This is a genomic window from Isoptericola sp. NPDC057191, assembly GCF_042670225.1.
Classification (GTDB): domain Bacteria; phylum Actinomycetota; class Actinomycetes; order Actinomycetales; family Cellulomonadaceae; genus Isoptericola.
This window is the reverse complement of sequence record NZ_JBHUWC010000185.1, coordinates 1-8055: the sequence shown is the minus strand read 5'-3', so window position 1 is coordinate 8055 and position 8055 is coordinate 1. Positions and strand designations below refer to the sequence as shown.

At 72.7% G+C, this 8055-nt stretch carries 8 protein-coding genes; 3 read left to right on the top strand and 5 right to left on the bottom strand.

All coding sequences use genetic code 11. The features are described 5' to 3' along the window. Positions 1-48 precede the first annotated feature (48 nt). The gene (locus ACFT55_RS17310; RefSeq protein ID WP_380245080.1) at positions 49-1368 is read right to left on the bottom strand and encodes an extracellular solute-binding protein; all 1320 of its coding nucleotides are present in this window, start codon (positions 1366-1368) and stop codon (positions 49-51) included. A 196-nt stretch (positions 1369-1564) separates the two neighbouring features. Here ACFT55_RS17310 and ACFT55_RS17305 point away from each other — a divergent pair, with 196 nt between their 5' ends. Next, on the top strand, positions 1565-2614 hold the full coding sequence (locus tag ACFT55_RS17305) for a LacI family DNA-binding transcriptional regulator (RefSeq protein ID WP_380245079.1): 1050 nt from the start codon (positions 1565-1567) through the stop codon (positions 2612-2614). Positions 2615-2975: 361 nt separating this feature from the next. On the opposite strand, the gene ACFT55_RS17300 is transcribed toward ACFT55_RS17305, so the two are convergent. From ACFT55_RS17300 to ACFT55_RS17290, 3 genes are all read right to left on the bottom strand, one after another. Beyond that, the gene (locus tag ACFT55_RS17300; RefSeq protein ID WP_380245078.1) at positions 2976-3434 is read right to left on the bottom strand and encodes a hypothetical protein; all 459 of its coding nucleotides are present in this window, start codon (positions 3432-3434) and stop codon (positions 2976-2978) included. Between the two features lie 238 nt (positions 3435-3672). Beyond that, on the bottom strand, positions 3673-4398 hold the full coding sequence (locus tag ACFT55_RS17295; RefSeq protein WP_380245077.1) for a DedA family protein: 726 nt from the start codon (positions 4396-4398) through the stop codon (positions 3673-3675). Further along, positions 4395-5120 carry a copper homeostasis protein CutC gene (locus tag ACFT55_RS17290; RefSeq protein WP_380245081.1) on the bottom strand — a complete coding sequence of 242 codons (726 nt, stop codon included), beginning with the start codon at positions 5118-5120 and terminating at the stop codon, positions 4395-4397. The genes ACFT55_RS17295 and ACFT55_RS17290 overlap by 4 nt, the downstream gene beginning before the upstream one ends. Before the next feature lie 196 nt (positions 5121-5316). Between ACFT55_RS17290 and ACFT55_RS17285 the strand changes: the two genes are divergently transcribed. Beyond that, positions 5317-5604, top strand: a complete 288-nt coding sequence (locus tag ACFT55_RS17285) for a hypothetical protein (protein WP_380245076.1) — start codon at positions 5317-5319, stop codon at positions 5602-5604. Positions 5605-5698: 94 nt separating this feature from the next. Here ACFT55_RS17285 and ACFT55_RS17280 read toward each other — a convergent pair whose 3' ends face one another. Further along, entirely contained in the window at positions 5699-6184 is a 486-nt protein-coding gene (locus tag ACFT55_RS17280; protein ID WP_380245075.1) for a DUF1269 domain-containing protein, read from the bottom strand. A 93-nt stretch (positions 6185-6277) separates the two neighbouring features. On the opposite strand from ACFT55_RS17280, the gene pgi reads away from it, so the two are divergent. After that, entirely contained in the window at positions 6278-7996 is a 1719-nt protein-coding gene (gene pgi, locus ACFT55_RS17275; protein ID WP_380245074.1) for a glucose-6-phosphate isomerase, read from the top strand. Positions 7997-8055 lie beyond the last annotated feature (59 nt).

Genomic DNA, 8055 nt, shown 5'->3' with positions numbered 1-8055 from the left:
GCCTGGGCACGGTCGGCGGACCGGCGGACGGTGTCCGTCATCGGCCGGTCACTGGTCCGCTTCGGCCGCGGACTGCACCGCGTCGACGACGTCCTGCGGCGTCGCCTTGCCGGCGAACTGCAGCGCGATCGCGTCGTTCATGGCACCGCCGACGGACGCCCCGAGCAGGGTGTCCAGGTAGAGCTGGATCGACGGGGCGGAGTCGCGGACCGAGAGCAGCTCGGCCAGCGCCGGGTCGGAGACCGACGAGGACGCCGCCGGGTTCGTCGGCAGGCCCATGTCCTTCTCGGCGAAGCCCTGCTGGACCTCGTCGCTCAGCAGGTACTGGGCGAACTCGACCGCGACGTCCGGCGCGTCCTTCGAGACGGCCCACGCGTCGCCGCCGCCCATCTGCGCACCGTCGGTGCCCTGCTGGCCCTCGATCGACGGGTAGGGGAACCAGCCGGTGTCCTCCCCGAGGCCCTTGCCGCCGTCCGTGAGCCCCTGCATGACGCCGGGCTCCCAGTGGCCGGCCAGCTCCATCGCGACCTTGCCGGTGGCGAGCAGGCCGGACGCGGACGTCGGGCCGGACTGCGCCGGGGTGGTGAGGAAGCCCTTGTTGAACGGCTCCTTGGCGATCAGCTCGTCCAGGGTCTCGCCCGCCTTGACGAAGCACGGGTCCGAGTAGTCGACGTCCTTGATCGCGGCGTCGAGGGTGTCCGCGGAGCACTGGCGGACCACGTTGTAGTACCAGTAGTGCGCGGCGGGCCACTTGTCGCCTGCGCCCACGGACGCGGGCGTGATGCCGGCGTCCTGGAGCTTGGCGATGTCGGCGTACAGCTCCTCCATCGTGGCCGGGGTCCCGGTGATCCCCGCCTTCTCGAACAGCGACTTGTTGTACCAGAAGCCGACGACCCCCATGGAGAACGGCAGCGCGTACGACTTGCCGTCCACCTGGAAGCCGGACATGTACGGCTCGATGGTGCCGATCGTGTCGGCGGCGGGCGTGGAGATGTCCTTGAGCAGACCGGCGTCCACGTGGGAGGCCAGCTCGCCGCCGCCCCGCTCCATGAAGACGTCGGGCGCGTCGCCGGCCTGGAAGGCGGCGTCGAGCTTCGTCAGCATGTCCTCGTGCTGCATGGCGCTGATCTCGACGGTCGTGCCCGGGTGGTCCTTCTCGAAGGCCTTGGCGACCTCCTCGTAGTACGCCTTGCCCGGGTCCGTGTTCGAGTTGTGCCACCAGGTGATCGTGCTGGCGTCTGCGGTGCTGCCGCCGTCGTCGCCGCCCTGGGAGCCGCCGCCCTGGCCCGCGCAGGCGGCGCCCAGGAGCGCCACGGTGGTGCCGAGCGCTACCGCGGTGGCGCCGCGCATGATCCTCGTCCTCGTCATCATCGATCCCTTGTCTTCGTCGACGGGCACGGCAGCGGCGCTGCCGCGAGGTGGTGAGTGCCTGGCACGAGAGTGACAGCCGCACGGGCTCGTCGTCAATCGTTGTCGATAACGATTTCGAAAACGTCCTCGTGCTGCCCTCGAGCTGTGGGCGAGGCGCGTGACGCGGCACGTCCGTGCCGCATACTGTCGACTCGTGAGCCCCGCCGCCGACCCGCCCGCCGCGGGCGCCCCTGCCCCCGCCCCGGGGCGCGCCACCATCTCCGACGTGGCACGTCTCGCCGGCGTCTCGGTGGCCACCGTGTCGAAGGTCGTCAACAACCGCTACGGCGTCGCCGCCGGCACCGCCGAGCGGGTGCTGGCCGTGGTAGAGGACCTCGGGTACGAGTCCTCCCTGGTCGCCCGCAGCCTGCGCCGCACCAGCACCAACGTCATCGGCGTGCTCGTGGCGGAGTTCGAGCCGTACTCCACCGAGCTGCTCAAGGGCATCTCGGCCGCGGTCGACGGCACCGGCTACGAGCTGCTCGCCTACGCCGGCCGCACCGACGGCGGTGCGCAGGCGGGGTGGGAGCGCCGGTCCCTGTCCCGGCTGGCCGGGACGCTGGTGGACGCGGCGATCGTCGTGACGCCCACGATGGTGCTCTCCCCCGACTCCCCCGTGCCCGTCGTGGCCGTCGACCCGCACACCGGCCCCGAGGGCACCCCCACCGTCGACTCCGACAATACGACCGGCGCCCGCGAGGCCGTGGAGCACCTCCTCGCACTGGGCCACCGGCGGATCGCGCACCTCGGCGGCCGCCCCGACCTGGAGTCGGCCCGCCTGCGCGAGCTGGGCTACCGGCAGGCCCTGGAGGCCGCGGGCATCCCCGTCGACCCTCTGCTCATCAAGGTGGGCGGCTATCGCCCCGACCTCGCCGACGCCCCCGTCCGCACCCTGCTCGACCGGCCCGACCGGCCCACCGCCGTGTTCGCCGCCAACGACCTGTCCGCCATCCACGTCCTCGAGGTCGCCCACGAGCTGGGGCTGCGCGTCCCGGACGACCTGTCCGTCGTCGGCTTCGACAACGTCCCGGAGTCCTGGGGCAGCACGCCGCCGCTCACCACCGTCGCGCAGCCGATGCACCGCATGGGCGCCGAGGCGCTGCGGCTCGTCCTCGACCTCCTCGACGGCACCGCCCGCGAGCGCCACCTGCGCCTGCCCACGTCGCTCGTCGTCCGCGCCTCCACCGCACCCCCGCCGAGGTAGTCCAGGCCCCCGCGAGGTAGTTCAGTCCTCCGTGAGGTAGTCGAAGGCTTCGCGAGGTAGTCCAGACCCCCGCGAGGTAGTCCGAGGCTCCGCGAGGTAGTCGAGGGCATCGCGAGGTAGTCCAGACCCCCGCGAGGTAGTCCAGGGCATCGCGAGGTAGTCCAGGCCCCCGCGAGGTAGTTCAGGGCAGCGCGAGGTAGTTCAGGGCATCGCGAGGTAGTTCAGGGCATCGCGAGGTAGTCGAGGGGTTCGCGAGGTAGTCGAGGGGTTCGCGAGGTAGTCGAGGGGTTCGCGAGGTAGTCGAGGGGTTCGCGAGGTAGTCGAGGGGTTCGCGAGGTAGTCGAGGGGTTCGCGAGGTAGTTCAGTCAACGACGAAGGTCGCGGCATCAGGGAACATCACCGGCGGGGCGTCGACGCCGCAGTAGCCCAGATAGCTGCCGACCTGGTCGTCGTCGGGATGATCAAGGTCGACAACCACCACCCCGCCCGAGTCGGCGACCACCCCAGTGGCGGTGAACCGGTCACCGCCACGGACGTCGGCGCGCAGGACCCGCTCGGCGGGCAAGGTCACCTCGTAGCGGCCGACAGGCACGCCGGCGTCGACAGACTCGGTGCCATCAGGCCAGATCACCACGTGGTCCACGCCGTCGATCGTCACGACGAGGCACCCGTTCGACAGCGCTCTGAGCTCCCCGGTGAGGGGCCCGGGCTCCTCGCTGAAGTGCTTCCGGAGCGCCGGAGGGTCGAGAGCCCGGACCTGCAAGGGTCCGAACCCCAGGTCGTCGGGCGCGCCGCAGGCAGCGACGAGCACCGTCGTCACCAGGGCCGCGCCGCCCAGCCACCCCTCCCGGGTCCGCATGCCCGGGAGCGTAGCGGAGCGATCCCCTCACCTCGCGGGACCCCGAACTACCTCGCCACGGTCCGCACTACCTCGCGGGGCCCTGAACTACCTCGCGGAGCCCCGAACTACCTCGCCACGGTCCGCACTACCTCGCGGAGCCCCGAACTACCTCGCGGGGGCCTGAACTACCTCGGCACGGTGCGCGCTACTTCGGCGGTCAGTGGGTGCGACGGTGCCGGCGCTCGGGCTCGCGCGGGCCGCGCCGCGCCAGGTAGCGGCTGCGCAGCCGCACCACGACGAACCACAGCACCAGCAGCGCGATGACGACGAGCACGCCGTTGGAGATGATGCCGCTCCACTGCTCCAGCACGGGCTTGATCGCCGGTCCGAACGCGTAGCCCAGGCCGACCCAGATGGCGTTCCACACGCCGGAGCCGATCGCGGTGTAGAGGGTGAACGACCAGAACGGCATGCGCTCGATGCCGGCGGGGATGGAGATGAAGCTGCGCACGAGCGGGACGCAGCGCCCCACGAGCACGGCGACCCGTCCCCAGCGCGCGAAGAACGCCTCCGCCTTGTCGAAGTCGGAGCCGTCCATCAGCGGGACGGCGTCCACGATCGCGCGCGTGCGGTCGCGACCCAGCAGCAGCCCGAGGAACCACCAGACCCACGCGCCGACGACGGCGCCCACGGTGGCGGCGAGGATGGCCAGCCAGGCGTTCATCTGCCCGTCGTAGGCGAGGAACCCGGCGGCCGGCAGCACGGCCTCGGACGGGATGGGCGGGATGAACGTCTCCAGGAGCACGGCCGCGCCGACGCCGACCTCGCCGAGCGTCGTCATCAGGCTCAGCACCCACCCGATGAACCCGCTGTACCCCTCGGAGGGGTCGGTGGCCGACAGCGCGACGGCGGCGCTCACGGCGCTCGTGACGGGGCCGCTCACGACGCGGTCCCGGCGTCGAGCGTGGCGCGGGTCGCGGCGACCAGGTCGGCGTCGGTCACGTCGTACCCGCCGGCCCCACCGCCGCCCGGACCGCCGTCGGCGGCCACGGTGCGTCGTGCGGAGAGGTGGACGGCGTGCACCCCGGCCGCCACGAGGGCGGGCACGTCCTGCACGAGGACGCCGCCGCCGGCCATGATCTCGACGCCGAGCTCGCGGCCGCGGCCGGCGAGCGCCGCGAGCACCTCGAGCCCTTCGCCCGCCCGCGGCGCGCCGCCGGACGTCAGGACGCGGCGCACGCCCGCGGCCGCGAGCGCGTCCAGCACCTCGACGGGCCGGGCGACCTGGTCGATGGCGCGGTGGAAGGTGACCTCGGCGTCGCCGGCTGCGGCGACGAACGCGGCGAGGGCGGCCGTGTCGACCTCGCCGTCCGGCGTCATCGCGCCGACCACGACGCCGTCGGCGCCCGCGTCGAGCACGGAGCGGACGTCGCGCACCTGGACGTCGGTCTCCTCGGGCGTGAAGACGAAGCCCCCGGCGCGGGGCCGCACGAGGACGTGGACGCCGACACCCGTGCCGCGCAGCGCGTCGGCGACCGCCGCGACCATGCCCGTGGAGGGGGTGAGGCCGCCGGTGCCCGCGAGCGCGGCGCACAGCTCGAGACGGTCCGCGCCGCCCGCGGCGGCGACGCGCGCGCCCGCGACGTCCTGCACGGCGATCTCCAGCGCGACGCCCCGGGAGGCGGCGTCCGGGCCGGTCGCAGGGTCGGGGACGGGTGCGGTCGACGTGTCGGCAGTCACGGCGGCGAGTCTACGGCGGCAGCCGTGTCGAGGACCGGGGCGACCTGTGACGGGACGGTGCTCGTCCATGCTCGTCCGCGCTCGCCCGGACCGGCGTGGTCGCCGGTGGCAGGATCGCCGCGTGCCCTCCTATCGCGTGACGCTCGGCGTCGGCCTCCTGCAACCCGGCGTGGACCCGGCCGACGTGCTCCCGGCTGCGGCCGCGGCGGCCCGCGAGCTCGTCACGGTCGAGGCGTTCGACGTCGGGGTGGTGCGGGGGCGCGCCCGGGTCACGGTGCGGTTCACGGCCGACGACGACGCCGTCGCGCACCGCGTCGCGGACGCCGTGCACGACCGGGTCGACGCGCTCGCCGACACCTTCGGCGCCGTGCTCACCCGTCGCTGGGGCGGGCGCTGGCAGCCCGCCTGACGGGGCCGGCGGACCGAGCCCGCACGGACCGCCCCTGCACGCATCGAGCCCGCCGGGACGAGGTCTCGACGGGCTCGACGGGTGCTGCGGCCAGTCACTGACCGAACGACTCCAGCAGGGTTCGGCGCTCCGCGTCGGTCAGGTTGGTGCTCACGAGCGTCGCGTCGATGCCGTGCAGCCGCTCCCCGAGACGGTCGGGGTCGATCGGCTCGGTCACGATGAAGAGGGCGGACGTGCCGGGCACGATCTCCTTCTTCATCGTCTCGATGTCCTTCGCGCTGATGCCCACGTCGGACAGCGAGCGCGAGATGCCGGCGATCACGGCCCCCGCGGCGGCGCCGAGGACCGGCAGGAAGAACAGCGCGCCCAGCAGCAGGCCCCAGACCGCGCCCCAGCCGGTGGCCTTGGCGGTGTCGTCGTGCGAGCCGTGCGTGTCCGGCTTCTTCGCGTCCTCGGGCCAGCTCACCACCGCGTGGTCGACGATCTTCACCAGGCCGTCGGCCTCGCCGCCCTTGACAGCCTGGTAGGCGCGGTCAGCCGCACCCGGGTCGTCGAACTTCCAGACAGTGAAATTCGCCATGCGTTCCTCCCCTACGGAGTCCGGGTCCGTCCCCGGCTGCTGGCCATCCTGGCAGCGTCGGCAGACAGCGCAACCGGTCAGTACCGTGGGCCCATGACCTCCTCCCCCGTCGATCCCACCACCACGGCCTCCTGGGGCGACCTGTACGCCCACTACCAGGAGTTCCGGGGCGACCTGCGCGGCTGGTTCGCCGCCGACCCGGGGCGCGCCGAGCGCATGACGCACCTCGCGGGCGACCTGCACGTCGACCTGTCGAAGAACCTCGCGACCGACGAGACCCTGGATCTGCTGGTCCGGCTGGCGCACGAGGTGCACCTGCCGGAGCGCATCGAGGCGATGTTCACCGGCGAGCACATCAACGTCACCGAGGACCGGGCCGTGCTGCACACCGCGCTGCGCCGGGCGCCGGGGACGAGGCCGCCGCTCGTGGTGGACGGGCAGGACGTCGACACCGACGTGCAGGCCGAGCTCGACAAGCTCAGCGCCTTCGCCGACCAGGTCCGCGACGGGTCGTGGTCGGGCATCACGGGCAAGCCGGTGCGCACGGTCGTGAACATCGGCATCGGCGGCTCCGACCTCGGGCCCGTCATGGTCTACGAGGCGCTCAAGCCGTACGGCCGCACCGGCGAGAACGGCATCGAGGCGCGCTTCGTCTCCAACATCGACCCGACCGACATCGCGCAGAAGACGGCGGACCTCGACCCCGAGACCACGCTGTTCGTGGTCGCCTCGAAGACGTTCGGCACGCTGGAGACGCTGACCAACGCGCGCCTTGCGCGCGCCTGGCTCTGGGAGCAGCTCGTCGCGCAGGGCGCCATCGAGGACGACGAGGACGCCAAGCAGGCCGCGGTGCGGGCGCACTTCGTCGCCGTCTCGACCGCCCTCGACAAGGTCGCGGCGTTCGGCATCGACCCCGCGAACGCCTTCGGCTTCTGGGACTGGGTGGGCGGCCGGTACTCCGTCGACTCTGCGATCGGCACGCCGCTCGCGATCGCGTTCGGCCCGGACGTCTTCCGCGACCTCCTGGCGGGCTTCCGCGCCGTCGACGAGCACTTCCGCAACACGCCGTTCGAGGCCAACGTGCCGGTCCTCATGGGCATGCTGAACGTCTGGTACGGCAACTTCCTCGGCGCGCACACGCACGCCGTGCTGCCGTACGCCCAGCAGCTGCACCGCTTCCCCGCGTACCTGCAGCAGCTCACGATGGAGTCCAACGGCAAGTCGGTGCGGTGGGACGGGTCCCCCGTCACCACCCAGACGGGCGAGGTCTTCTGGGGCGAGCCGGGCACCAACGGCCAGCACGCCTTCTACCAGCTCATCCACCAGGGCACGCGGCTCATCCCCGCGGACTTCATCGCGGTCGCGACCCCCGCCTACCCGCTGGCGGACTCCGAGGGCGACGGCAAGGCGGTGGCCCCGGGCGCGGACGTGCACGAGCTGTTCCTCGCCAACTTCTTCGCGCAGACCAAGGCCCTCGCGTTCGGCAAGACGGCGGACGAGGTGCGCGCCGAGGGCACGCCCGAGGAGATCGTCGCGGCGCGCGTCTTCTCCGGGAACCGGCCCACGACGTCGATCGTCGCGCCGGCCCTCACGCCGTCCGTGCTCGGCCAGCTCGTCGCGCTGTACGAGCACATCACGTTCGTGCAGGGCGTCGTGTGGGGCATCGACAGCTTCGACCAGTGGGGCGTGGAGCTGGGCAAGAAGCTCGCCCTCGAGATCGCCCCGGCCGTCTCGGGCGACGACGCCGTCCTGGCGGCGCAGGACTCGTCCACGCAGGCGCTCATCCGCTACTACCGGGAGCACCGCGCCTGACCGTCCCGGTGGGGTGAACTCCCGGCGCCCGCGGGCGCGGTGCCGCACACGGGTGCGGC